This is a genomic window from Chitinophaga sp. 30R24, assembly GCF_049056765.1.
Lineage (GTDB): Bacteria > Bacteroidota > Bacteroidia > Chitinophagales > Chitinophagaceae > Chitinophaga.
The window spans coordinates 345,618-371,346 of record NZ_JBJGXX010000002.1 but is presented as its reverse complement, the minus strand read 5'-3'; the positions used below and the strand labels follow the sequence as shown (position 1 = coordinate 371,346).

Annotated in this window: 19 protein-coding genes; 2 read left to right on the top strand and 17 right to left on the bottom strand. The window is 44.2% G+C overall.

Annotated features, from left to right (window positions below):
* Positions 1-62: 62 nt before the first annotated feature.
* The 3 genes from ACDQ55_RS08140 to ACDQ55_RS08130 all read right to left on the bottom strand — a co-directional run bounded on the left by ACDQ55_RS08140 (position 63) and on the right by ACDQ55_RS08130 (position 6,559).
* Complete coding sequence (locus ACDQ55_RS08140; RefSeq protein WP_420980870.1) at positions 63-1,643, bottom strand: SusD/RagB family nutrient-binding outer membrane lipoprotein; 1,581 nt, start codon at positions 1,641-1,643, stop codon at positions 63-65.
* A 37-nt stretch (positions 1,644-1,680) separates the two neighbouring features.
* Positions 1,681-4,965, bottom strand: coding sequence for a SusC/RagA family TonB-linked outer membrane protein (locus tag ACDQ55_RS08135; protein WP_420980869.1), 3,285 nt, complete (start codon positions 4,963-4,965; stop codon positions 1,681-1,683).
* Between the two features lie 562 nt (positions 4,966-5,527).
* On the bottom strand, positions 5,528-6,559 hold the full coding sequence (locus tag ACDQ55_RS08130; protein WP_420980868.1) for a LacI family DNA-binding transcriptional regulator: 1,032 nt from the start codon (positions 6,557-6,559) through the stop codon (positions 5,528-5,530).
* A gap of 302 nt (positions 6,560-6,861) precedes the next feature.
* On the opposite strand from ACDQ55_RS08130, the gene ACDQ55_RS08125 reads away from it, so the two are divergent.
* Positions 6,862-7,737: an AraC family transcriptional regulator gene (locus ACDQ55_RS08125; RefSeq protein WP_420980867.1), complete on the top strand. Its 876-nt coding sequence runs from the start codon at positions 6,862-6,864 to the stop codon at positions 7,735-7,737.
* 121 nt (positions 7,738-7,858) lie between these two features.
* Here ACDQ55_RS08125 and ACDQ55_RS08120 read toward each other — a convergent pair whose 3' ends face one another.
* The 3 genes from ACDQ55_RS08120 to ACDQ55_RS08110 form a co-directional block, all read right to left on the bottom strand.
* Positions 7,859-8,668, bottom strand: a complete 810-nt coding sequence (locus tag ACDQ55_RS08120) for an alpha/beta hydrolase (protein ID WP_420980866.1) — start codon at positions 8,666-8,668, stop codon at positions 7,859-7,861.
* Positions 8,669-8,742: 74 nt separating this feature from the next.
* Positions 8,743-11,067, bottom strand: a complete 2,325-nt coding sequence (locus ACDQ55_RS08115) for a M1 family metallopeptidase (RefSeq protein ID WP_420980865.1) — start codon at positions 11,065-11,067, stop codon at positions 8,743-8,745.
* 62 nt (positions 11,068-11,129) lie between these two features.
* Positions 11,130-11,708 carry a HupE/UreJ family protein gene (locus ACDQ55_RS08110; protein ID WP_420980864.1) on the bottom strand — a complete coding sequence of 193 codons (579 nt, stop codon included), beginning with the start codon at positions 11,706-11,708 and terminating at the stop codon, positions 11,130-11,132.
* Positions 11,709-11,778: 70 nt separating this feature from the next.
* Here ACDQ55_RS08110 and ACDQ55_RS08105 point away from each other — a divergent pair, with 70 nt between their 5' ends.
* Positions 11,779-12,267: a DUF6702 family protein gene (locus tag ACDQ55_RS08105; RefSeq protein ID WP_420980863.1), complete on the top strand. Its 489-nt coding sequence runs from the start codon at positions 11,779-11,781 to the stop codon at positions 12,265-12,267.
* On the opposite strand, the gene ACDQ55_RS08100 is transcribed toward ACDQ55_RS08105, so the two are convergent.
* The 11 genes from ACDQ55_RS08100 to ACDQ55_RS08050 all read right to left on the bottom strand — a co-directional run bounded on the left by ACDQ55_RS08100 (position 12,253) and on the right by ACDQ55_RS08050 (position 25,728).
* Positions 12,253-13,560 (bottom strand): phenylacetate--CoA ligase family protein, encoded by a 1,308-nt coding sequence (locus ACDQ55_RS08100; protein WP_420980862.1) that lies wholly within the window; start codon positions 13,558-13,560, stop codon positions 12,253-12,255. The two genes, ACDQ55_RS08105 and ACDQ55_RS08100, sit on opposite strands and share 15 nt — an antisense overlap.
* Before the next feature lie 12 nt (positions 13,561-13,572).
* On the bottom strand, positions 13,573-13,953 hold the full coding sequence (gene acpS / locus ACDQ55_RS08095; protein WP_420980861.1) for a holo-ACP synthase: 381 nt from the start codon (positions 13,951-13,953) through the stop codon (positions 13,573-13,575).
* Positions 13,954-13,971: 18 nt separating this feature from the next.
* On the bottom strand, positions 13,972-15,663 hold the full coding sequence (locus ACDQ55_RS08090) for a C45 family autoproteolytic acyltransferase/hydolase (protein ID WP_420980860.1): 1,692 nt from the start codon (positions 15,661-15,663) through the stop codon (positions 13,972-13,974).
* 2 nt (positions 15,664-15,665) lie between these two features.
* Positions 15,666-17,183 (bottom strand): phytoene desaturase family protein, encoded by a 1,518-nt coding sequence (locus tag ACDQ55_RS08085; protein ID WP_420980859.1) that lies wholly within the window; start codon positions 17,181-17,183, stop codon positions 15,666-15,668.
* Positions 17,170-21,045: a 1-acyl-sn-glycerol-3-phosphate acyltransferase gene (locus ACDQ55_RS08080; RefSeq protein ID WP_420980858.1), complete on the bottom strand. Its 3,876-nt coding sequence runs from the start codon at positions 21,043-21,045 to the stop codon at positions 17,170-17,172. Before ACDQ55_RS08080 ends, ACDQ55_RS08085 begins: the two co-directional genes overlap by 14 nt.
* Complete coding sequence (locus ACDQ55_RS08075; protein WP_420980857.1) at positions 21,038-22,231, bottom strand: DUF2062 domain-containing protein; 1,194 nt, start codon at positions 22,229-22,231, stop codon at positions 21,038-21,040. Before ACDQ55_RS08075 ends, ACDQ55_RS08080 begins: the two co-directional genes overlap by 8 nt.
* Positions 22,232-22,591 (bottom strand): 3-hydroxyacyl-ACP dehydratase, encoded by a 360-nt coding sequence (locus ACDQ55_RS08070; protein WP_420980856.1) that lies wholly within the window; start codon positions 22,589-22,591, stop codon positions 22,232-22,234.
* Between the two features lie 64 nt (positions 22,592-22,655).
* The gene (locus tag ACDQ55_RS08065) at positions 22,656-23,285 is read right to left on the bottom strand and encodes a hypothetical protein (protein WP_420980855.1); all 630 of its coding nucleotides are present in this window, start codon (positions 23,283-23,285) and stop codon (positions 22,656-22,658) included.
* On the bottom strand, positions 23,263-23,895 hold the full coding sequence (locus ACDQ55_RS08060) for an outer membrane lipoprotein carrier protein LolA (protein WP_420980854.1): 633 nt from the start codon (positions 23,893-23,895) through the stop codon (positions 23,263-23,265). The genes ACDQ55_RS08065 and ACDQ55_RS08060 overlap by 23 nt, the downstream gene beginning before the upstream one ends.
* Positions 23,888-24,667 (bottom strand): polysaccharide deacetylase family protein, encoded by a 780-nt coding sequence (locus ACDQ55_RS08055; protein ID WP_420980853.1) that lies wholly within the window; start codon positions 24,665-24,667, stop codon positions 23,888-23,890. The genes ACDQ55_RS08060 and ACDQ55_RS08055 overlap by 8 nt, the downstream gene beginning before the upstream one ends.
* Positions 24,661-25,728, bottom strand: a complete 1,068-nt coding sequence (locus tag ACDQ55_RS08050) for a beta-ketoacyl synthase N-terminal-like domain-containing protein (RefSeq protein WP_420980852.1) — start codon at positions 25,726-25,728, stop codon at positions 24,661-24,663. The genes ACDQ55_RS08055 and ACDQ55_RS08050 overlap by 7 nt, the downstream gene beginning before the upstream one ends.
* Position 25,729: the final 1 nt, after the last annotated feature.

Genomic DNA, 25,729 nt, shown 5'->3' with positions numbered 1-25,729 from the left:
GCATTAAAAAGCGGCTGCCCTCATAGAGGGCAGCCGCTTAGTGTATTTACATGGATCACCTACTATCGTACGTTCCAGAATATTTTGACATCGCTTTTATCTTTTGATGCCACCTTAGCATAGTTGTCTGGATTGTACACCTGCTCTGTAGAAGGGTACAATAAACGCTGTGGCGGAGTAGTAGCACCGGAAGTAGAGGCCAGTGGGAACGGCAGTACAGGATAACCTGTACGCCTGATCTCTGCCCAGGCTTCGCCAGCTTGCAGGATGAAGAAGTTCACCCATTTCTGCGTCCAGATCTTCGCCAGTTTTTGTTGGGTAGTGCCAGTGTAACCAACAGCCGGAGCAGCGATAAAATCGCTGATAGCAGCCGGTGTAGGCGTAGGCAGTACAGGCCAGCTACCAGAGCGTAGTACTACATTCTTATTCAGGTTATAATAGAAACCAATAGATTGGGTAATACCGTTTTCATAGTCTGTTTGTGGTGCACCGATACCCCATCTTTCCCCAGCTTCCGCTTTCAGGAAACTTACTTCAGCGGCAGTGAATATTACACCTGGAACATTGTAATTATAAAAGAAAGTAGCAGAATCGTAGGTAGCGTAGCCGGCAGATTCATAGCTGGCCGAAGTACCATTGGCCGGAAAGCCAGCCATACCATATGTTTTGCCTTTATCCCAATATACTTCAGTACGCGGGTCGTTATTAGCCAGCATCACAGTATCTAGCAGGAAGGCAGGTGCAAATGGGTTACCTGTCAACGCATCGAGCATATCGCTTTTCAGCGCAGTAGGGCTCATAGCTACCAATACATTTTCATTATTGGAGCTGATCAGCGGGTACTGTGTAGGATTGTTCAGCATATTGATAACCGCTGCTTTAGCATTAGCTTCCTTTACAAAAGAAGTACGCATCAGTAAGCGAAGACGCAGAGAGTTAGCATAACGTCTCCAGGCGTCTATACTACCTTGCAGCATAAAGTCAGCTTTAGTGAGGCTGGCCTGTGTTTCGGCAGTCAGTTTTGCAGACGCGAAATAGCTGTTCAGGTTATCCAAGCCGGCAATCAGGGTATCGTAGATAGCAGCTGCATTATCGAATTCCGCAGGAACCACGATACGATCAGGTAAGTTAAGTGAACCTGCCTGGCCGAAAGGAATATCTCCCCAAAGATCCACCATCTGGCTGGTTTGATCGAACAGGATCACTTTAGCACAGTTGAGGAACACCACCTGGTCTGCCTGCTGTGCAGGCGTAAGCTTGGTGTAAGTGGTCTGCATTTCCCGGAAGTTAGCCATAATACCGGGTCCTACGTAGTTATAATCGTTGTCGTCGTTTTTAGAACCAGCGTAAAAATCTATCCAACGGTTTTCTGTATAAGCCAGGGAAGGCACATACATTTTAGTACCTGGCTGCAGCGCAGTGGTTTGTGCAAAGCTGGCAGTAGTAGGTAATATAAATGTTGCATAATCCCAATAGGAAGGGCGCATACGTTTATTGATAAACATACCGCTGAGCAGTTTGCTCATAGAACCGGAAGTAGTTAATTCCGGGTTGGCATAGTCATCTGCAATCTGCTTCTTACAAGCGCTGAAAGAAGCCAGGAGCAAGATAAGCAGTGAAGTATTTATTAAAAGACGTTTCATTATAATCTGTTAAGTTCGTTTACAAATCAGTTTCCTGTTAAAAACGGGCACGCAGACTGGCTCCCAGACTTCTTGTTGGTCCAACGGTACCACCATCAACACCCTGACTTAACCAGGAAGAACCTACAGCTACTTCCGGATCTAAGCCTTTAGGCAAGGTTTTCCAGATGTAGAACAAGTTTCTGCCGATGAGTGACAACTGGAGGCCCTGGAAGTGCAATTTGTCTGTGATGCTCTTAGGCATGTTATAGCTGAGCGTTACTTCACGAAGCTTGACATAGCTGTTCTTGAACACCGCGTTCTCGTACAAACCATTTGTTTCCCAGTCGTACTGGTTCATATAATATTGTGCAGCGGTAATTACTTTCTCATTCTTTTTACCATCTTTCGTTACACCTGGCAGGATCACCCCGTCGTGGTATTTACCATTCGGATTAGCTACAAAATTACCGGATGCGTAGTCGATCACATCATAAGCAATACCACCATGGGCAGCATCCCTATATTTCAAGGTGCTGTTAAACATACCTGCACCGATCTGATAGTAATAAGGAATAGAAACCAGGTTTCCGCCTAAACGATAATCAAGGGTAAAGTCGAAGCTAAAGTTTTTATACCTTAAAGAGTTGGAGAAACCACCTACTACTTTAGGCATAATGTTACCGGCATATTCGTAAGCGCCAGTGTTAGCGGTATAGATACCATCATCATTTACCAGATAGTTACCATTTGCATCTTTCGTACGTGGATGTACGTAGATGTTACCCAAAGGATCGCCTACATCGGAGCGGATCAGGAGGTAGCCACCATCGTAAGCAGGCATCGTTAAAGTAGTCTGACCAGCTACGAGGGCTGTCAGCTTATTCCTGTTGATCGCTAAGTTAAAGCGGGTAGTCCACTGGAAGTTCTTCGTAGCAATAGGCGTAGCGTTGATAGCGGCCTCATATCCGTAGTTAGTCAGGTCTCCTGCATTCATCAACTGGGAAGTAGCGCCGGAAGAAACAGGCGTACTCAGTGTCAGGATCTGGTCCATTACTTTGTTATTGTAATAACTGAAGTCAACGCCGATCTTGTTGTTAAACAACTTGGTTTCGAAACCGATTTCCGCTTCCCTCTTCTTTTCAGACTTCAGTCTTTCATTACCAAAGGCAGATGGATTGGTTTGCTGGTAAGGCACATTGTTTTTGCTCAGCGTAACAGTATAAGGATTATAAGCTACGTTGGACTGGTACAGGTTCGGATGGTTACCTACCAAACCATAAGAAGCCCTGATCTTTGCATAATTAATAAAAGCAGGCAGATGTGCCACTTCAGATAAGATGAAGCCAGCATTTACCGAAGGATAGAAATATTTGTTGTTAGCAACAGGCAGTGTAGAAGTAGACTCATAACGGCCAGTTCCCTCCAGGTATAAGAAGCCTCTATAGCTCAGGTTCAGCATACCAAAACCTGCCACATCGATCTGTTCTGCACGGGCAGAAGTAGCATACAATGCGCTGGCAGAGTTCATCAGGCTAAACCAGTTCTCATCGATCAAACCATCGGAGGTACGTGTGTACTGATTTTTATACTGTTGTTTACGGCCGGTAACACCACCGGTAACGGAGAGATCAAAATCTTTGGTGATTTTAGGATTGTATACCAATATCGCATCTCCGTAGAACACGTTGTTGTTTCTATTAGTTACCGCATACTGACCGGTGTATCCGAGTGCAGCAGGTTTTGTATTGTGTTGTTCATCGCTGGTAGTAACGTTAGTGAAATCGCCACCTACACGACCTCTGAAACGCAGGCTGTTCAACAAGCTAACATTCAGGGTAGCGCTGTTGATAAAGCGGTTCTGATTTTCGTTGTAGCTATTACGCAGGTTATTCCAGAGATAATCCATCAGGTTTGTAGCACGGAACCTGTAGGTCATTTTTTCTGACTGATCGTAAGTGGTGTTATTCGCATCTACGTATTTATAGCCGTTGGAGGTTTGGTACTTATTGAAGAAAGTACTCATATCGTCGAAGCGGCTGAAGAAACCGTCGAATGATCCAAACACGCTGCTCATCACATTTGCACGGTTATGCGTATAGTTATTATTGTAAGTAGATACCAGGTCTACACTTACTTTTTCACTCAATTTCAATGTACCATTGAAATTAAAGTTGTTTTTATACAGGCTGCTTCCTGGCATAATGCTCTTATAATCTACACGGCTATAAGAAAAGCGGAAACTTCCTTTATCAGTAGCGTTGGAAATAGCCACGTTGGCAGCAGAGTTATAACCGGTAGAGAAGAAATCTTTGTAGTTATCTTTCTGTGCTACATATTTACGGGTAGTACCATCCCAATATTTTACATCGCGGCCATCGAACTTAGGACCAAACTGATCATAAGCCCTGTAATTAGGGTGTATGGAGCCATCTGCTTCTCTCACCCATCCATCTGCATCAGCGATACCGTTTACAATATTGGTTTGCGGATCATAACCCGGGCCATATTCGTTCTGGTAATCCGGTGTTGACGCCAGTTTTTCCTGGTTAAAGGTATAGTTCACATCTACACCCAAACCGCGGCTTTTTGAGCCTTTTTTAGTAGTAATAACTACCACGCCATTGGTGGCTTCAGAACCGTACAGGGCAGAAGCGCTGGCGCCTTTCAGGATGGTGAGTGTTTCGATATCTTCCGGATTAATATCCAAAGCACCGTTTCCATCAATCCTGGAATTAGTGGTACCAAAGCTACCGGAGGTAAGGTCATTAAAGTTTCTCAGCGGCACCCCATCTACTACGTAAAGTGGTTGCGTGCTCAAACCAATAGAGGATACGCCCCTTACCTGTACAGAAACGGCGCTGGATGCACCACCAGGAGCGGATACAATTTTTACACCCGCTGCTTTACCGTACAAGGCAGAAGCAAAGTTGGTACTTCCGCTTTCAGTGATTTCCTTTGAGCTAACAGTACTTACAGAGTAGCCTAATGCTTTGGCTTCTCTTTTAATACCCATCGCAGTTACCACTACTTCATTCAAGTTTTTGTTGTCTTCTTTCAAGACGATCGTTACATCAGATTGGCCGGTTACTGGCACTTCCTGGTTGATAAATCCGATATAAGAAACTACCAGTGTAGCGTTGGGTGCTACCTGTATTTTAAATTTCCCATCGGGCCCGGTCAAGGTGCCGTTAGTGGCATTCTTTTCCTTGATGGTAACGCCAGGCAACAGCGTTCCTTTTTCATCTTTTACGATGCCGGCAACGGCTTTCTTATCCTGCGCCCACGCAGTAATACAGCAGCATAAGAAAAGCAAGGTGGTGAGAAGAAGTGATCTTCGCATAGCTTCCTTTTGGTTTAGTGAAATTATAACAAGTGAATCAGACACATAACATAAATAAGCATAACACATAACATGGTTACACGGCTACCGGCAAAACCTGCATTGCACAGGAACTCCGATAGTAATCAATTGGCTTCCGTCATTAAATTAACATGGCAATACTCTAAACTAACATGGCAATACTCTAATTAGCAATACTCATTGTTCATTGACTCCCCAGTTGCAATTTGATAAAACGTTTTAGCAACCAGGCATAAAAAAAACTTGTACTCCTTCTCACTTTTCAAACACTACTACAAGTTTCTACTGTCAGAATATTTTTTGCTGACCAAACATAGCACTAATTATGAGAAGTGCAAAGAAGATTTAACATTTTTTTTAATTATCGTTAACAGCCGCTTTAAGAAGATAAAATAATATCCCCCAGACATCAAAATAATATCATAAATACAGCGATTTTTAATTTTCTCATAACAAAAACTGCCCGGCATAGCGTAAAATAGTGTGTCCCTGACACTTTTTTTAAGCAACAAAAGACAATAATACCCATTGCGCGAATCGCTTACATCCCGGTATTACCTCTCTGGGAAGATTCCCTGACAATCAACTCAGGCACCAGTACAATCTGTTGTGGCGCTTCTGTAGTATGTCCCAGTTCATTCATCAGGATATCTACCAATTGTTTTCCGATAGCAGCAATCGGTTGCGACACACAAGTAATAGAAGGACTGTGCAAGCGGAACAGGTCATGGTCATCAAACCCTACCAGGCCTATTTCCTTTCCTATCCGGCGGTTCAGGGCACGAAGGCTTTCAATACCGGAAATACCCAGGTAGTTTGTGGCAAAGAAAACGGCATCCAGATCTTTTACCGAGAGCAGGAACTTTTTTATTTCGTGGATAAAACTTTCCCTATCCAGATCGAAAGGCAATTTTTTGATAAGGGATTTATTAAAAGGAATCTTATGGTCTTTTAACGCAGCAATAAAACCATCCAACCGGTCTTTCATCTGGGTTTGTTCAGAGGCCAGGGTTACAATGGCAATTTTTTTATATCCTTGTGAAACAAGATGACTGGTAGCATCATAGGCGCCTTTGAAATTATCCAACACCACATAATGACTTTTTACATCAGGGAAATAACGGTCTACCAATACCAGCGGCTTTGCGGCAGTTTGTAATAGTGCTATTTCCCGGTCGAGGTTTTTCGTGGGCGTAATAATATAACCATCTACCTGCCGGTATTTCAACACTTCCAGCAGGCCTTTTGCCTTCTCGGTATTATCTTCCGTACTGCCATACAATACTTTATAACCATGTTTATCTGCTTCATCCTCTATTACTTTTGCCAACATAGCAAAAAAGTTGTTGGCAATATCTTCCACAATTAAGCCAATGGTTTTAGTTTTGCCGGTACGTAAACCACGTGCAAGTTGGTTCGGCTTATACTTAAGCTTGCTGGCAATTTTCTGTATCTTTTTACTGACCTGCTCACTGATCCTCTTCTCCTTCGCCTTCCCGTTCAGAACGAACGATACCGTTGTGGGAGATACGCCCGCTTGTTTTGCAATATCTTTTATTGAGATCCCTTTCATAGAAAAATGCTACATCGATTTAGCCTCACATTGAAGATGAGTTTAAAATTGGAAATTACGTTGTTGAATCAATTATTCCAAGCACCTACCTAAATCTTCTCCTACAGTTTTCTGTCACATTAATTGGTTATTTTGAGGTGAATGATATTTTTTTAACCAATTTTTAATAATTTGGCGACAATCATAGGACAAACATAATACGACGCACCTGCCGACATAGGGGTAACCCAGAGGGGTTAAAGGGCAATGGTAATAAAGTATAGGACAATCACAGTAATATAGTTGTTTAAATTAATACATGAATGAAACCCATCCTTATTAAAGTGGGGGCTTTTGCCGATAACCAGGTCACCATGATTGAGAGAAGTGACCCATACTTCAACACACCATTCCACTTTCACCCGGAATGCGAACTGGTATATGTTACGGAAAGTCACGGAAAGAGAATTGTGGGGGATAGCATTGAAAGCTTTGAAGAGGGTGATATGGTGTTTCTCGGCCCCCATATACCACACGTGTGGTATAATGATAAGGAATTTTACAAAGGAGATGAAAATCTGAAAGCCCGTTCTGTGGTAATCTATTTTCCAAAAGATATTTTCGGAGAAAAATTTTACGGCCTGCCGGAAACCAAAGCCCTGAGCGATCTTTTCCACAGAGCGCAACGGGGCATGAAAATTACCGGCGACACCCACGAACAATTAAAGTCTGAAATATTGGCCTTACCCAGAAAAGAGGGGCTAGACCGTATCATTTCCTTACTGCATATCCTGAAAACCTTATCCGAAACAAGGGATTGCTATTACCTGGCCAGCACCGGCTACTCCCACGCCTATAATGTAAAGGACAACCACAAGATTGATGAAGTATTTAAATATGTAATGAATAATTTCTCCAAAGAAATTTCCTTACAGGATGTGGCCAGCATCACCAATCTCTCCCCCCAATCGTTCTGCCGCTTCTTTAAGAATCGCACTAAAAAATCGTTCGTACAATTCCTGAACGAAGTACGTATTGGGCATGCCTGCAAACGGCTTACCGAAGAAGATTGGTCAATCGCTGAAATTGCATACTCCTGCGGTTTTAAGAACCTCTCCAACTTCAACCGCTTCTTCAAAGAAATTGTAGGAAAAACACCCAAGGAATATAAAAACGAATTAAGACTCAAAGAAGCATAACAACTTTATCATCATGTAATAAGTTATTAATTTATTTTAAAAAGCAGCCTCATCATGTAAAATGATGACTGTACCGCCTTTAATGCCATCTGCGACCGCTACAATGCTTCAACAAATTGCGCTATTTAAAATACTCATGAAAAAACAATAGCTGGTATTTAATGGAATTTCCCCAATATTTCCAGTTATGCTCCCCCGGACGTTCTGTATAATCGTGATCAATACCCGCCAGCAGCAATTGCTGGTGCAATGCCCGGTTTACATCTATAAAAAAGTCTTTTACCCCGCAATCGATGGTAAGCGCTAAGGTGCCCGGCTTGAGCTTACCTACCTGACCTATCACCGTATAACTGGTCCAGTTAGCACCGTTTTCTCCTGGTTCGCCAAGACGTTTTATGATATCCCAGTTTTTAGGAAAAGGGCGTATATCCACGCCACCACTCATACTACCGGCAGCGCTGAATACATCCGGATGGCGCATTGCGAGGAACAAGGCACCATGGCCGCCCATACTCAAACCGGTAATAGCGCGATACCTGGGCATTGGCAAAGTAGAATAGTGCTGATCAATGTAGGCGGGGATTTCTGTTGCCACATACGTTTCAAAACGCATCGCGCTATCTACCGGGCTATCGAAATACCAACTGGAGAAAGCGCCATCCGGGCATACCAGGATCATCTGGTAGTTATCTGCCAGCTCCTTCACTGCCGGCACGCTCTTTACCCAGTTGGCGTAATCGCCGCTGTACCCGTGTAGCATATATACCACCGGGAAGCGCTGGGTACCGTTTTTATAAGAAGAGGGCTTAATAACCACGCACTTGTAGCTGCGATGCATTTTGCTGCTAGGGATACTTACCGTATCCACTTCCGCTGCCTGAGCGGTTTGTACCAGGCAAATCAATAATAAAAGACGTGCAAGCAATTTCATAACAGTAAGCTTTAAAAAGAAAAGGCGGCTACTACCACCGGTAATAGCCGCCACAAAATATAAAAATAGCTGACTTATTTTGTATTTGCTTTCTTCATGGGATTATCACCTGTAGAAGCACCACGTACTGTGGCTGCCGCTTTGAATAGCTCAAACCGCGAAGGCGCCGCCTCACGGGGCCAACTATTATTGGCTTCGTCAATATCGGCAGTTTCACGCAATGGGTCTAGCTTAATGGAGGCTACTTGCTTATCTTTAGCAAATACCTTAGTCACCTGGTTTTCATTCTTTCTCCAGATATAAGCGGAAATACGGTCGGTTTCCTTAGTACCGTCGGTAAATGTCCATTCAATGATCAGTGGCATTACCAGCCCGCCCTTATTGGAAAAAGTAACTTCGTAGAAATTCTTCTTACTGTCGTACAAAGCTTTTTCAGCTGGTGTAAGGCCGCTATATAATTGCTCATATGCCGCCTTATCTTCCTGGCTCACACCAAAGCGGTTCCATTTGCTGTAGAAGTCCTGCAGGCTGGTATCCTGGTCTACGGCATATTTGATACCTGCCGCTTTATTCTTTTGCCGCGCCACCTGGTCGAGATTTTTTTCGTAGGCGGCCCTTGCTGCCTTAGCGGTTTCATTCGGATCTTTACCATCCATGCGGTACCATTTTACACTGTCCAGGGAAATGTCTACCGGCTCTGTGCCAAAGAACCATCCGCGCCAGAACCAATCCAGGTCTACAGCGGAAGCATCTTCCATCGTGCGGAAGAAGTCGGCTGGTGTTGGGTGTTTAAAAGCCCAACGGCGCGCATATTCACGGAAAGCGAAGTCGAACAGCTCGCGGCCCATCACGGTTTCACGAAGAATATTAAGTGCCGTAGCCGGTTTAGCATATGCATTGGGGCCAAACTGTACAATATTTTCCGAATTAGTCATAACAGGCTCCAATTGGTCTTTCGGCATCTTCATATAATCCACAATCTTATGGGCAGGACCCCGGGAAGAAGGGAAGTTGCTGTCCCATTCCTGCTCTGCCATAAACTGGCAGAAAGTATTCAACCCTTCATCCATCCATGTCCATTGTCTTTCGTCGGAATTAACGATCATGGGAAAGAAGTTGTGGCCAACCTCATGTGTAATAACGCCGATCATGCCATTTTTGGTAGCTTCTGAATAAGTGCCGTCTTTATCTGCGCGGCCATAGTTAAAGCAGATCATCGGATATTCCATCCCGTTAGCCGCTTCTACGGAAATAGCCACCGGGTAGGGATAAGGTATCGTATGATGGGAATACGACTGCAGCGTATGCGCTACTACCTTAGAGGAATAACGGCGGTAAAGCGGGTAAGCTTCTGGGCCGTAGTAAGACATCGCCATTACCTTGTTGCCCTCTACCTGTGTGGCCAGGGCGTCCCATACCAAACGGCGGGAAGATACCCAGGCAAAATCCCGAACGTTCTGTGCTTCATACACCCAGGTTTTAGTATTGCTGGCATGGCCTTGCATCGCTTTCTTCGCTTCATCCAGGGTTACCACTTCTACAGGTTCTTTGTTGGACTGTGCCTGTTGCCATCGTTGCAACTGGGCAGGAGACAGCACTTCTTTATAGTTCTGGCATTCGCCGGTAGCGCCTACCACATGGTCTGCCGGCACGGTCATGCGCACTTTGTAATTGCCAAAAGCGAGGGCAAATTCTCCACGGCCGGTGAACTGCTTATTCTGCCAGCCCTGGAAATCAGCGTATACAGCCAGTCTTGGGTACCATTGGGTAATGGTATACAGGTAATTTTTATCTTCCGGGAAATATTCATAACCACCACGGCCTCCCACTGTCATACGATCAGAGAGATGGTACCACCAGTTTACTTTAAAACGGAATTTTTCACCCGGCATTAACGGTTTAGGCAAGTCTATCCGCATCATGGTTTGGTTGATGGTATAAGACAATGCTTTACCATCCGCGTCGGTGAGTTTCACAATTTTTACACCCAGGTCCTGATGAGTAGGCAGTATGCTATTCAGCGCAGCCATCGTCATTTTATCCGACATTTTGCTTTCATTAAAGCGCTGATTATCGCTGTTGGCATCGTGCTCATTCTCATCCAGTTGCAACCAGAGATAAGTAAGCGGGTCTGGAGAGTTGTTGAAATAAGTAATGGTTTCAGTACCGTTCAGTTGTTGTTTGGCATCATCTAGCTGCGCTTCAATATCGTAGTCGGCCCGCTGCTGCCAATATTTAGGTCCGGGGGCGCCGGAAGCAGAGCGGTACATATTGGGAGACTGCAGCATGGTACCTAGTTGCTCAAAGCGGTTACCATGGTTAGAACCGGGATTATTTTGCGCCTGCAACGATAACAGGCTGCAAAACAATACCCCGGTGAGGTAAAGTTGTTTTCTCATAAACTGTATAAAAGATTTTGGGACTTCCGGATGTTGTTGTTGGCTGTGTAAACATACAGAAATCAAAACAGCGCTCTCACGCCTTGTATAACCATTAAAAAAGCTACCCCAAATGTGGCCGACGACAGGAACATGGTCCAATCGCGGCGTTTTAAATGCCCTATTTTCACGATCAGGGATGATATAAGTAATATACTCATTACAATGATGATCTGCCCAAATTCCAATCCCAAATTAAACCCTAAAAGCGGCTTTACGATACTCACTTCGTTCCCTAGCAAACTTTTGAGGTAATTGGAAAACCCCAATCCATGTATTAATCCGAAAAACAGGGCATAGCAATAATTCAATTGCAGGTTTTGCGGCTCCTCTCCCCTTTGCAATATGTTGGAAACAGCAGTGATACAGATGGTGACAGGTATTAGGAATTCCACAAGGGCAGCAGGTATACGAATAATATGTAATACGCTTAATGCCAGGGTAATAGAATGGCCAATTGTAAAAGCAGTAACCAGAATCAGTACCTTCCTCCAGTCGCGCAACAGGTAAATTGCGCTCAACGCTATCACAAACAAAATATGGTCATAAGCATCCCAATTAATAATATGCTGCCACCCCAACTGAAAATACAACGCATCCATTGCCCTACTTTTCTATAATTTTGGGTAATTATAACATCTTAAAGTTAATTTTTTAAAAAAATTTAGTCCAGTGGGTTTATTATTATGTAAATGGTGGATGACTTTGTGGCTGACAGCCCTGCATCCTTTTTATGTCAGCGTAACAGAGATCTCCCATAATGCTACCCAAAAAGAGCTACAGGTAAGCTGCCGCATTTTTACGGATGACCTGGAAAGTACCCTAAAAACAGCTTATAAAACCAACATCGACCTCACCCATCCCGCCAATCGCCGGCAGGTGGAGGATTTCCTTGCAGATTACCTGTCAAAACACTTAACAATTACACTGGATGGCAAAAATACCCCTCTGCATTTCATCGGCTATAAGATAGAAGAAGACGCTGTGTGGAGCTTCCTGGAAGCCGAAAAAGTAGCTGCTCCCAGGAAAGTACAGGTAAAAAATGACTTGTTATATGAGCGGCATCCAACACAAACCAATATGATACATGTGATGGTAAACGGCGTACGGAAAAGTACCAAACTGGATAATCCGGAAACAACGGCATTAATTGTATTTTAAGCAGCCCCTGTTGTCTACAAACTTTACCGGCTTACGGCTATTTTCCGGAAACTGCATACGCATAATATCTGGCTGACTGCAATAACGCACCTGAGGAATCACACGTAGCTTTGCCTGTAAATAAGATTTAATCTTCCGGTCTAATTCCTCTGATTCTTCGCGTGGCCAGAGATGCAGTAATATTTCATCTGTGCCTAACTCGTTGGAATATACTTCTACCACAAACTCTTTTACATCTTCCATCTCATTCAGCAGATCAAATAATGCCGGTGGATAGAGGGTAGTACCTTTATACTTGATCATTTGTTTTTTGCGGCCTATCACCGGCGATAAACGCAGCGTATGCCTGCCACAACTGCATTCAGTATAATGGTATTGGCATATATCCCCGGTTTTATACCGCAGTAGGGGCATACCTTCCACGCCGAGCGTGGTAATGGTTACTTCTCCTTCTTCTCCTGGCGCTACCGGCTGGTTGTTATCATCCAGCAGTTCTACATAAAGCAACTCTGGATGATGGTGGCCACCATTACCAGCTTTACACTCCGTAAAAGCCGTTTGCATTTCGGTTGAAGCATAAGTAGAATACAATTGTATGTTCCATTGCTCCGTGATTTTCTTGCCTAACACATTCAAAGAAAAATCGGTATTACGGATATTTTCTCCTATACAAATAGCTTTTTTAACGGTAGTGCTATTGATATCAATATGATGCTCCTTTGCGTAAGCGATCAGTTTCACGATAAAAGAAGGAACACCTACAATGGTAGTGGGTTGAATGCGTTGTATATTTTCCCATTGCATGCTGGGTACGCCTGGCCCTACGCGGAGTACACCGGCGCCCAGTTTACGGATACCGTTGTAATATGCCATACCGGCCATAAACTGACGATCGAGAGTAAGCATCAATTGATAAACGTCACTATCAGTACCATCAGCACAACAGAAAGAAATATATTCGTTGTAACCTAACCGTTGCAGGTCTTTCTCTGTAAGTGCAATAATAACAGGTCGGCCGAGAGTACCGGAGGTAGTTGTGTATTCTGCTATCTTACTTTTATCCACACAAAGAAATTCCCAGTTATGTTCTTGCAGATCTTCCTTACTAACCGGAGGGATCAATGAAAATGCTTCCAGCGACTGAACCTTATCGGCGGCAATGCCATGTTTTTTAAACCATGCTCTATAAAATGGCGAAAACTCACGCAGATAACCTAGCAGGCGCAGTACTTCTTTTTCTTGGTAAGCCCTGATGGCAGCCTTAGACTGTAGTTCAATATCTGGTATATACATTCTCAAAAAATTTTATCCTTCAATAACCACCATTGCAATAGCAGCGGTTCTTTCGTGGGACAAAGAAACCCATATTTTTTTAATGCCCAATGCCGTATACTTATCTGCCCCTTTACCAATCAAAGAAATGACTGGTTTTCCTGCAACATCATTACGCACCTCTATCTCATCGAAGTTTACGCCACCATTCCCCCAACCGGTACCCATTGCTTTCAGGAATGCCTCTTTAGCAGCAAAGCGGGCGGCATAACTTTCTGCGGGCACTCCCTGCTTTTCGCAATAACTGATTTCAAACGGCGTGAATACCAGGTTACGAAAACTATCTCCCTTGGCCAGTTTGGCCGCCACGCGGGATACGTCAACAATATCGGTACCAATTCCCAGGATGCTCATGGCAGTTCACTTTAATAATCAATGTTTATTTTTCAATGCTTCGTTACAGCGTTGCAATTGCTTGCGGATATGTATTTCTTCTCCTTTGGTGGCTATCTCTTTAGTTAATGCTGTTTCGTAATACTGTTTGGCGGTTGCATAATCTTTTTGTTTCCATTCGTAATCACCTGCCAATACATAGGTGTGATAATAAGCCGGATTAGCAGCAATTAGTGCGCTGATATCCACTTGTTGCCCATCTTTCAGTTGATCCTTGAGATGACGGTAAGTATTAAAGGCAAGGTAATCTTTTGACAGCAGGAAACTGTCGGCCGGAATATTCCGGGCACTGTCATATATTTCATGATCAGCAGTAAGACCATGCATACTGAATACCTTGTTGAGGTCGTAAGCCACAAACTGTCCCAACTGCCAGGGCGCGGTAGACACCCATACCAAACCTTTCTTAGGTTCAAATATAATAGCATGATGCGCGATCAACTGATTGATCGCCTTTTCGTTGCCCATACCTATATTGGCATTATGCAAGCCGCTGCGGTCCCGTAGTATGTTCACCGTTTTCTCTACTGTATTGGGGCCATTTTGCTGCATCAACTCTGTAAGACGTTGATAACGGTAACTAGAAGCGCTCTCTTTTATCTGCAGTTGATTAGACACCAGGCTACCCAGTGAATCGCCCTGGAAATGATTGGTACAGGTAATAAAATTTTTGTCCGGGCTGTACATGTCCATGCCCTCCGGTGTCTTTTCTATGACCACGGCTTTATTATCTGCGGCAGAACCAATTAGAAAAGACTCAGATACAAACATTTTCCTTTTCTGTGCAATCTGCCAGGCTTCAGCAATATTAGCAGCATATTGCAGTATTTCACGGGCTACCAATGATACAGGAGTGGCAGCTCCTGTAGGCACATTGGTTTTAGCAGCATTAATGGTAACGGTTAATCCTTTATCGTTCATCCCAGACACAACGCCGGTAAACCCGCCCCAGGTAACAAACATAAAGTTATGCCCCTTATCCGGACGGTAAAATACTACCATTTTATCTTCCGCAAAGGCATCGCCCATATAAAAATCGAAGTTACGGCCAATAATGAGATTACTGTCGGCCGACTGATCATTCCAGGTGCCAAAAGAAGTACAACCTACCAGCATCATGCCTTGCAGGGCATGTCCTATGTCGTGCGCCGCATGGTAGTTCATCAGGCGGGCATAGTTGGTACCAATGTAATCGTAGTTAGGAGAAGCAGAGAAAGATTCTCCGTAGATCTCTTCTTTGAATTCTTCCGGTACATGATGACTCAGGTTACGGTTAAACCAACCGATGAAATATTTTAGAAAATGCAGGTAAGCAGTAGAAGGCACCATTTTACTAAACTGTGCCACAAATATATCCTCCTGTCGCCGTATCAGTTCACCGGATAATTTACCGTTAATAACCCCCCTTTCAAAGGGCGCTCCTTCCACATACATTTCATACAGTCCGGTGTTGCTTTTTCGGAACCAATTGTTGCCCAGGGTATAACAAGTACTGTCTAACTGCACACGTTGCAGTTGTAGCGCACGTTGGTCTGCTATTACCGGCGGCGGCATTTTACTAACGCTCACCAGATAGGTGGCTAATCCGGCAAAGAGCAATATAAAAAAGCCGATGATATATAAAAGTATGCGTCCCAGTTTTCGCCAGCCGCTTCGTTTTTTCTTTTTCAATTTCAAGTTGGTATTGACTGATTAATGGCATCTACCAGGAAATCCATGCCCAACAGTTCTGCTGAGGTGATCACGCTACTGATAGTAACGCCCAAAATTCCATGCAAGTTCAGGTTTTGACCGGTAAGATACAAATTGGATAATTTGGTACGGGCCGATACCATGGTCCGCAATGGGTCTGTACTATCTTTCAGGATGCCATACATACTACCATCGCTGGTACCGATATAATCGCGGTACGATAAGGGCGTAGCCACGTAGTAAGATTGTATACAATCGCGAAACCCGGGAAACTGTTGCTCAACCTGCCTGATCAACAATTCAGCCTTTTTCGTCTTAAAGGCTTCATAGTCTGCTCCCCGGTAGCCTGGCTGCCGTTCTGTATTAAATGTATGCTGCCAGGGCTGTAACTCCTCATAACGCATGTAAGTCATCACCGACAGGCTGTCGGCATAAGTTTCATGGCTAGAGCTGGCAGCCACATACATGGCATAAGTTTGCGGCCATTCCTCTTCCTTGTACTCAACGCCCGCCCAAGCATTGGAAGAAGCATGATAGTAGTAGTTATGATTAAGGTACTTAAATGTACCTGGTTTTAGTACCACATTCAGCACAAAAGCGCCGGTGGAATTTTGCAGGCCCTGCACCCTGTTGCGGTAGGCGCCCCGCAGCATATCGCTATGCGTAATGGCAATGGTTTGCGCCGGATGAAGGTTAGAGATATAATGGGTAGCTTGTACCTTACTGCCATCCTGCAATACGAGGTGGTTTACCTGATCACCCTGGCCCTGTATAGCTGTTACCGCCATATTACGGATGATCTCACCGCCATTTTCCCTTATCCGCCGGCACAAGAGCTTACCAATACGGGAGCCGCCATCCACACATTTCCAGGCGCTCTTCATATAGCTGTTTACCACCAACGCATGTACGTAAAAAGGTGTTTTATCGGCCACGCCTGCATATAACAAATTATTACCCGCCAGTACCTGTTGCAGTTTTTTATTGTTAGTAATGCTGCTCAAATAATCGGCCGTATTGAGATGCAATACTTGTTTTTTTTCTTCATAGGCGCCTGTACGTAAGTTGTACAATGGAAACTTATTGCATACTTCTGTAATCTTGCTGCAATAAGCGCGTAAAGCAGCTTCTTCTTCGGGAAAATCTTCCAACAGTGTACGAACAAAATTTTCTTCTCCTTGTGCCAACCGGTATACTTTGGGATCTCCGGCAAAGTTAACATGATCAAATCCTTCTATGTCCATCCGTTTCAGACGGAGCTCATCATAAATACCTAAATACTTGAATACCTTATATAGGTTCTCTCCCGGCGCCAGGCCACCAATGTAATGCACGCCTGAATCAAAAATTACCTTATCGCGGGAATAAGTTTGCAGGCAACCGCCTACTTGCCGGTTTTTTTCGTATATACATACACGGTACCCATTCTGACTGAGGATAGCGCCGCATACCAGGCCACCTAGGCCACTGCCAATTATAATCACATCATAGTTGAGCATAATTTTTTTGGGGTAGTTTTTTTATCACAAATATTACATTAGACGTGTAGCGGGTATTATCTATTTCCTCTGCTACCGCACCATATTTGTTGACCAGATTACGCACCTGCGTAGCGGAGAAAAACGACAGTTGTTTAGCCTTCGTTTTATTAAATCCAATTACCTTAGTAGACATAAATTCTGTAAACTTCGTTCCCCCATGCCTTGTCACCCGGTCGCTATCACCATCACGCACAATGATAACACCTTGTGGAGAAAGCCGCGCTATACATTGTTGTAACAATGTTTCCTGCTCTTCGGGAAACAAGTAATGCAACACATCGCTTAAAATAAAAGCATCGTACTCTTCGAAAGGCATAGCTGCTATATCCCCATGAATAAATTGCAGCGTATCCGGTTTATTATAACCATTGGCAGCGACTTCTATTTTCTCTTCGTCATAATCAATACCAGTAATCTCTCTTCCCGGTGCAGCCCATGCCAACATATAATCCATAAATCCATACCCGCAGCCGATATCAAGTATCCGGCCTTCTTTGGGCAATAATTCATGAAATAAGCCGTAATTGTTTTCCAATCTGGTTTTAACGCGCATATACCATTCCAATAACGGCCCTTTATAGATAAAGTTGTATTTCAGCTGTTCTCTAAAATAAGCTGTAGTTTCAGTGGATTTACGGAGTAGTTCATACTCTCCCCTGAAGTACCGGCCAATAGACTTGGTTCTTACCGAATAGTTGTCACCCCAGCTGTTATCGTCCAAACGTATACGGGGCAAATATTTCACGGTTACTGTACCATCTTTCAACAGGAAATCCCCTTTACTCATCGTATAGGCTGTACCGTGAATCACCAGCGGTAATATATCCAGCTCCAGCTGTTCAGCAATATAAAAAGCACCTTTATGGAAACGCTTGATAACAGGATCGGGAGAACGGGTGCCTTCCGGATATACTACAATAGAATACCCTTCTTTTACACGTTGGTGCAACTTCTCAATGGCGCCTTCTGCACCGTCTGCTACCGGGTAATAATCTGCCAAACGTACCACCGCGCCAAACACTGGCGAACGCCACACCCACTGGTTGGTTAACAGTATTACCTTGGGATGCAACATCGTTGATACCAGGATATCCAGAAAAGACTGATGATTGCTGATAATCACCGCTGGTTTTTCCAACTGCTCATTGTTTGGGTTAACGATGCGCTTCTTCACATTGCGCATGATGTACAACACACTCCGCGTATATGCGGAAAGGATACGATGGTATAATAATTTGCCTTTTTCTTTATTGAAGGGATTAAGACGGATGAATAATACACCCAGGGCGGTCATAATAAAACAACCTGATGTAAAGTAGGCAAACGAAAATACAGACAGTACCCAGCCTTTCATTGTCCAGGGTGCAAACCCCTTACGCGCCCTATTGGTAATGAGCCAACGGAACAGGAACGGAATCATTACCTGAGCAATCAATACCACCGTGCCAATACCTATAATTGAGATTAAAGCAATAGACCGGAGGGAAGGATGTTTGGCAAAAATCAGCACGCCTAATCCTAAAATAGTAGTAATGGCCGACAGAAAAATAGATGACTTAAAAGAAGAAAGGGTTTTCTTCCCGGTTTTATATTCCTGTAGCAGTCCATCCATCATAAAAATGCTATAGTCATCTCCCAAACCAAAAATAAAAGTAGAGAGAATGATATTCACTATATTAAACTTAATGCCGAACAGGCCCATGATGCCCAATATCCATACCCAGCTCAGGGCCATTGGAATAAACGTGATTAACGCCAGTTCAATACGGCCGTATGATAGTAACAAGGCAAAAAACACCAGCAAGGAGGTCATCCAGGCAATACTGTTAAATTCGTCCCGGATCACTTCCACCAGCCGGTTAGCCGCGTACTGTTTATCCAACACAGTGGTATTGGGAATATTTTCCAATGCTGCGTATACCACCTGCTTATGGGCAGGATCTACTTTTAACAGGGTAACAAGTGAGGTTTGATGAGTTTTTTGTATGATAAAATCTCCCAAATTACCGTTGCGTAATATATTCAGGTCTTCCGGCCCCAGGGGCTGGAATTGTTTATTCAACAGGCTATCGAAAGGATTAAAAGCAGCAAGGCTGAAACCTAGTTTCGGTCCTTCTGTACGCAGGTATTGTAATAATTGCTGCTTTTTATCTGTTGTCCAGTATTGCTGCCAACGGGCAATTCTTGCCCGCTGCTCGTTATTAGATAACAGTAACGCCTGTACGCCAGCATACTTTTTTACGATACCTTTTTCCTGTAACTCCCGGATCACCGGCATCAGCTGTTCTTCCTGTTGCAAGGCCGTTTCCAGGTTCTTCCCATCGGAAACTACGTATACCGACTGTGCTATATAAGCGTTAACCGCATTCAATTGTGTTTCTGCCGCTTTAAGCTCGGGCGTCATGAAATTCATGCGCATCATGTCACTTTCAAAAGATACGTTGCGGGCGGTATAAAGAAATAGGATAGTGAACAGGAAGATAGCGCCTACCAAATACTTATTTTGTTCAGGCTTATAGGCCGACAATTTATCTAACCAGTTATCATGGGATGTTGCTTCCACCTGGGCCGGTTGACGGCTTACGATCCAATGCGGTAAAAAGATCAGGGAAAATAAGGCGGCGCCCACCAGACTCAAGGCGGCAAACAGGCCTACATCATGAAGCATGGGGGAATGTACCCACTGCAGGCAGAGAAAACCGCCAATGGTAGTGAAGCTTCCCAATGTCATCGGCATAGCGAGATCCCGGATTACTTCCCGGATATCGGGCGAGTGACGGTAGTGGTTAAACACATGCAACGAATAGTTCACCGCAATGCCTAATACAACTGCCCCGGCTCCCAAAGCCATCACAGCAATCTGCCCTTTTATTACGTATATCCATGCCAGTGAAAACAGCGCACCAAATACCACCGGCAACATTACCAATACCGGCGCTCTTTTCCTGCGAAAAAACAAAGCGATCAATACTATCAACAGCACTACCGTAATGCCTTGTGTTAAAAAAGTATCCTGCCGCAATTGTGTGGCATTTCCAACCGAAACAGCAGTGCCGCCAAAGTAAGATGCGTTGATACCCGGGTAGCGCTGGTCCAGGCTATCTTTTATTCTGTCTAACCCCTTCAGGAATCGTGTATTCAGTTTAGTGGCACCGGGCGGATTGGCCGGCGTTATAAAAAGAAGTATATGCTTATGATCACGGGTGATCACATAATTATCGTAAAGCTCAAACTGCTCATCGTATTGCAGGTGCTGCAATTTCTTTATCCCTATCCAGGAAATGCCTACGGGATCGGCTTGTATCATTTTTTTCAGTACCAGGCCAGCGGGAGAAATAAGGGTATTATAATCGTACTGCAAAGACTGTTGCAGTTGCGAAGCAGTCAGTAAACTATCTATCTGACGGTAGTCCCTTTCCTCCAGGAAAACAGGCAAATGTTGTTGTATCACTTGCATCAGCCCCATGATCATGCCATCATCTGCCTGGGATTGCAATTGCCGGATATAGGGCGCCAGCTGGGCACCTGCCTGGGAGGAAAGTGCCGCTGCATATGCAGTAAGACTATCAGGTAGTGCTACTGCTGTAGTATCTTTTTGAGAGATGGTAACAATGAGTTTATCTGCAAACCGGGAATCCTGGAATACCTGTTGCAGCTTATCCAGTTTTTTATCCTGCGGTAAAATCCGGGTAATGTCTTCTTCCAGTCTTATCTGTGCAGCGAAATATCCTGCCAATAGGAAACTAACGATAGTACAGCACCATAGCGCCACTTTATGCCGCTCAAAAAAGTTATATACGGCAACAAAAAGATTACCCATTTTTCTGCTGTTTTCTGAAAATTGACAATATACCCCAGCTCACCAACCATACCGTTGTACCGGCTAAAACGGCCAACGTTATACTGCCCAATATGTACTGTAACAGGTTATCCTTTACCGTTGTCCAGTTCAAACCGTCGGAAAAGAAGAAATCCCTGGCATGTTGCCCCATCCAGATACGGCCGGTAAGACAACTGGCAATAACAATAAAAGGCGTAAGTGGCGGCGTACTGATATGCGCCGACAACAGCACCAAAGCTTTGTTGAGCTTTAATTTAATGGCGAGCAATACAGACACCAGCAACTGAAAGCCCCAGATAGGAACAATTCCCATAAACACGCCCATGCCCATGGAAGCGGCCTTCATAAAATTAGATTCATCTGCCCGCAGTACTTCTTCCTTCCACATCCTTTTCCAGTTCTCTCTTTTCAATAGAAAAAGGAGGATGTCGCGGGGTTTTATATATAACAACGTAATCAATACCAACACGGTATTGAGTATACTGATACGGGTAAAATCCCTGCCGGGGCGGAAGTGAGACACCCGCTCCGCAGCAGGCGGATAATATACCTTTACCGGAGTCCAGTCTACCTTGATCCCTTTCCAGGCACTGCGCACAATTACTTCTATCTCAAATTCATACTTTGAGCAGAGAAAACGCATTTTGCGCATCAGGTACAAGGGGTACAAGCGGTAACCCGATTGGGTATCAGGACCTTTCAGACCAGTATTCACATAAAACCAGAAATTAGAAAATTTATTAGCGAAGGTATTTTTACCAGGCATGTTTTCCTGGTGCAGGTTGCGGGCGCCAATGATAAGCGAGCCTGGCTGCTCACTCACCTGTTGGAGCATAACAGGCAGGTCGGAAGCAAAATGCTGTCCGTCGGCATCCATGGTGATCACATAGTCGTACCCTTGTTCGAGCGCATAAGCAAAGCCGCGGCGCAATGCAATTCCCTTACCACGGTTAGGACTATACGAAACTAGCTGTAGCGCAGGAAATTGCTCCAACACGGCAAGCGTTTCGTCGGTAGCGCCATCATTTACTACGATCACATGATCTGTGTAGGCAAGTGCATCCGACAATACCGTTCCCAAAGTGCCGGCATTATTGTACGTAGGAATCAACACCGCTACACGGTGTCGCTCAAACTGTTCGTTATAGGTAAGTTGACTAGCCACTTAAATAAAAATACCCTGAAACTTCATAAATGTTTTATCCTCACGCTTTAGTACCGCATTTACCTTCCAGCCAGCTTCTTCCTGTTTATAGGTAACCGTTACATCTACCAGCGGTTGCTTTACCGGATCTATCATATTCAGGAATTTCATCTGGCTGGCCTTCTTCAGCACTACCTTTTTTGCGATAGCACCTTCCAGCACTTCGGTAATCGTTTGCATCATACATACCCCCGGCACTACTGGTTGTTCAGGAAAATGCCCCTGAAAAATCGGGTGTCCGGCATTCAACTGAATGGTGACTGCCGCCTGTCCTGGTTCTTGTGATTGTGTGGTGACTGTATATAAATTACCTGCTAACATATAATATAATGTGATTAATAAGATCTTTTGAATGTGGTTTATAATTTGTTTGATATTGATATTTTTATTGCTCCAGCTTCCCCTTTTCGGTTCTTTGTAATGAAATATTGAATTTGAAATGTTCGTGACGGATAAGGATACTGTCTGGCACACCATTATTGTAATGCTGCATCCATACGGTAACTGCCGGTTTGCGGCGCGACGATTTTTCTATTCGTATCAACTGCGTACAGGCGGTATCCGTAATGAAATAGTTATTACCTTTTTCCGTTGGCACAACTGTATAACGGTAACGGTTATCCGCAGCTACATACGCCTGCCGCAGGTCAGGATGAAGCAACACTAAAGCAAAATCTTGCTGTAATGTTTTCACCACTGCTTTTTTATCCATTTTTGCCAGCAGATAATGCTTGGTAAAATTTCCGTTCCGGTCAAATTCAAAATCAAAGAACTTAAAACCCATTTCATTGGCAAATACCACCCGGGTACTGCTATCCGGCATCTGTTTAAAGAAAAGGAGCCCGCTCAGGTGGTGCTTTAGTATATCCACTTGCGTACTGTACAGCGTAGCATTGAAACGGGGACTGAATTGCCCGATACAATCCACACTCCCCTTGGCAGGTTTTAAGCCTTTATATACAGAGCAACAACTAACGGCTATCATCAACAGGCTACTTAACAGAAAATACCTCATCCGGGATATTTGAATTCAGTTGTTTATGTAAAAAGCTGATCGTTGTATCATCACCGGATAATTCTGCCATAATGATTTTCGCCACAGAATAATCTTGCTTATCTACCAGGAGCACAATCGTTTTGAAATACTCTTTCATCACTTTATTCACCGGCTCCATCTCTAAACGGTAATATTGGGCATTTTCGGTGGCCTTGGTGGTAAAATCGGTGTTATCCAGTACAGTTCCCCGCACACAATCGACCGTAATTTTATTGATCTGTTCAAATAATTTATTACTTTTTCCAGACACTTTGTTTTCCTTCTGGGCATCTTTAATACGGATATCTTTTCCATTGATGACCAACAGGTAATAAGAAGGCTGCTGGTATTCCATTCTCACCTTGCTGTCTTTCTTAAACCAGAACTTACCTTTAGATACAATCTTATCAGACAGCATACTTAGGTTCTTTTCTTGTACAAAATCGCATTGTATACTCTGCGTATTCTGTGCCGCCTTCGCAAACTGCTGCCTGAGGGGCGCCAGGTCTGTTACTGGCTTAAAATTTGTTTGGGCATTTGTTTGCAGACTTACTATACTACAAATTAATACGAATATCCATTTACACATATGCACGCACGTTTAACATTTTATCAATTCTTTCGATCCTATATCCTTTTTCGCGGATCGTACCGATCAGTTGAGGCAATATATTAGCAGTGATCTTACAGGTATCGTGCAGCAAAATAATAGCGCCAGGCTTTAGCTGGCTTGTAATACGATGCAGTAGTTGCTTTTCGTCTTTTGCAATGGTATCGAGCGAACGGATATTCCAGCCAATTGGCAGATAATTGCCTGCTTTTACCGCTCTGGCCAGGTTAGGATTGGTAACACCATAAGGCGGGCGAAATAATCGCGGGGTTAATCCCGTAGCGTTTACGGTAAGCGCATCCATTTCTTCCATATCTGCCAGCATTTTTCCCGATAACTTCATATCAAACCAGAAATGATGCGAATAAGTATGATTACCGATTACATGCCCTTCTTCATATATGCGTTTCAATAAAATCTCATTACCGGCAATATTTTTGCCGATACAAAAAAACGCAGCAGGCACATTTTCCTGCTGCAGGATATCCAGCACCAACGGCGTATATTCCGGTAGGGGGCCATCATCGAAAGTTAATGCCACTACTTTCTCTGAAGTATCCACCTCACACCAGGTGTTCATGAAATACCCGGCCTCAATACGGATGGCCCCATGAATAGTGAACGGCAGGTAAAACAGTACCGGCAGTACATAGCACCAGAATGGGATATCATATGCCAGCACCTTATGCGAGAACAACAGTCCCAGCAAACAAATAATGGCAATGGTATTTACAACTCTGCTGTTTAGCATGCGGTTAATAATATCAGGGAATGATGTGTTCCTTGATGATGATTATACAATAAAATTTTATTGATTTTTTCCGGCGCCTTTCCATAAAACACCACCGGTTCCGGTACTTTTTGCCCTGCAATGATGGCATTAGCCAACCATACACCAAATGCAGCAGCAGTGGGATATTCGCCACAAAGATGTTTAAAGCTGGCTTCCGGATGTTCCGGGAACAAGGCGTCAACTATTTCCTCGTATATTTCGTCTTGATCTATATCGCCGTTCCTGCCGGTTACCAATAGGTCTATATCGGCGGGGGTACAGTTATTATCTTCCAGAAATTTCATGATATGCCCGATCACTTCCCCTTCCCAAAGCGGCTTATATAACGTGCTTACGCCACTGAGTGCTGCCACGGTGCCAGGCGTTTTGCTAACGCCCAGGGTAAAAAATGCTGCCCCTTCTCCGGCAATGGTGCCAGCGTCGGGGCTCTTGAGCAGCTCCATAGTTTTTACGGGTGCTTTTTTATAGATACCAAAACGCGACAGGATCTGATGACTATCATTGGTGATTTCATCCAGTCCGCCAGTGAGTATATGCTGAGCAGTACCTTCTTTCAGGATCATGATGGCGTCCAGCAGGGCATTTTCAAAAGAAAATCCCCTGTGTACAAAAGTATTGTTATAACCATGGCAACCCAGGAGCAAGGCTATTTGGCCGGCTACGGTGTTATGCGTACTTTGTATAAACGCGGTAGGCGTCAACATTTCTTCCTGCTGATTCACCATTTTGGTTAAAAATATCCCAGTGTCTTCCAGGCAACCATAGGCCGTGCCAGTAATAATTGCATCTGGTTGTGCAATACCGGCTGCTTCCAGGCTCAAACGGGCTGCGCCTACTCCCATTTTCACTACCCGGCTCATCCGGCGGATCTGTTTGATATCGATCCACTGCTTATAATCGGGTTCTATGGTAGCCAGGCGTACCTGCTCATATTCACGGAGCGGCGATAACAAAGCGCCTCCCTGTGCAGTTTCTTGCGGGGAAATACATCCGGTACCATTTATGTAAACTGTCAACATA